General features: G+C 41.6%; 2 protein-coding genes. One reads left to right on the forward strand and one right to left on the reverse strand.

Annotation, left to right across the window (positions count from 1 at the left end; translation table 11 throughout):
* Positions 1 to 696 (forward strand): LPXTG cell wall anchor domain-containing protein (locus TZ96_RS10365; protein WP_142322055.1); only part of this gene is annotated, 696 nt, incomplete at its 5' end.
* A 105-nt stretch (positions 697 to 801) separates the two neighbouring features.
* On the opposite strand, the gene TZ96_RS09920 is transcribed toward TZ96_RS10365, so the two are convergent.
* Positions 802 to 1,608, reverse strand: an 807-nt coding sequence (locus TZ96_RS09920; RefSeq protein ID WP_045762798.1) for an ISL3 family transposase, incomplete at its 5' end; no start/stop codon positions are given.

The following is a 1,608-nucleotide window of genomic DNA, read 5'->3' on the forward strand; positions in this document are numbered from 1 at the left end:
TCCGCATCAACAAGTGCAAGCACGTCAGCAAGTACGTCCGCATCAACGAGCGCAAGCACATCAGCAAGTACATCCGCATCAACAAGTGCAAGCACGTCAGCAAGTACGTCGGCCTCAACAAGCGCAAGCACGTCAGCAAGTACATCCGCTTCAACAAGCGCAAGTACATCAGCAAGTACATCAGCCTCAACAAGTGCAAGTACATCGGCATCAACAAGTGCAAGTACGTCAGCAAGCACATCGGCTTCAACAAGTGCAAGCACGTCAGCAAGTACGTCAGCTTCAACAAGTGCAAGCACATCAGCAAGTACGTCAGCATCAACAAGTGCAAGTACATCTGCTAGCACGTCGGCATCAACAAGTGCAAGTACATCAGCAAGCACATCTGCTTCAACAAGTGCAAGTACATCAGCTAGCACGTCAGCATCAACAAGCGCAAGCACGTCAGCAAGCACGTCAGCAAGCACATCAGCAAGTACATCAGCATCTGAATCAGCATCAACATCAACAAGTGCGTCTATGATTCATTCGACTTCAACTAGTCAAGCTCCTCAAACTGATACCACTAAGGCTCGTAAGCAATTACCAAATACTGGTGAAACAGCTTCAGCTGCAAATGCTCTCCTTGGAGTTGTAGCAGGTCTAACTGGATTAGGATTAGTGGCTAAACGTCGTAAGCGTGATGATGAAGAATAAATCTTCTAACGATTCTATTAGTTGATTATTCCGATCAAAAAACCTGAAAGATATAACTTTCAGGTTTTTTGGCTCTTTGTCAACTGTAGTGGGTTGAATAAAAAGCTAACATCTGGAGAGGACAACGATTGTCCTCTCCATTTTTATATTCAGAGCGATGAAAATTCGTTTCTTAAAGTTATCAAAGTTCCTAAAACCAAAAGCATTTCGTTTGATGAGTTTAATGAGATTATTGGTTGCTTCCAATTTGGCGTTGGAATAAGGTAATTGAAGGGCGTTGACAATCTTTTCTTTAACCTTGAGGAAGGTTTTCAAGACAGTCTGAAAAAGAGGATGAACCTGCTTTAGATTTTCCTCAATAAGTCCGAAAAATTTGTCAGGCTCTTTATTCTGAAAGTGAAAAAGCAAGAGCTGATAGAGATTATAGTGGTGTTTCAAGTCTTCGGAATAGCTCAAAAGCTTGTCTAGAATTTCTTTATTCGTTAAGTGCATGCGAAAAGTAGGGCGATAAAATCGTTTATCGCTGAGTTTACGACTATCTTGTTGGATGAGTTTCCAATAGCGCTTGATGGCCTTGTATTTATGAGATTTTCGATCAAATTGATTCATGATTTGGACACGAACCCGACTCATAGCTCGGCTAAGATGTTGAACAATGTGAAAACGATCTAGAACGATTTTAGCACATGGAAAAAGCTGTTTAGCTAAGGCATAGTAAGGACTAAACATATCCATAGTAATGATTTTCACTCGACATCGGACTGCTCTATCGTAGCGAAGAAAGTGATTGCGGATGATAGCTTGTGTTCTTCCCTCAAGAACAGTAATGATATTGAGCTGATCAAAATCTTGTGCGATAAAACTCATCTTTCCCTTGGTAAAGGCATACTCGTCCCAAGACATAATCTCTGG

Origin of the sequence: Streptococcus infantis (assembly GCF_000963255.1) — a bacterium.
Taxonomy (GTDB): domain Bacteria; phylum Bacillota; class Bacilli; order Lactobacillales; family Streptococcaceae; genus Streptococcus; species Streptococcus nidrosiense.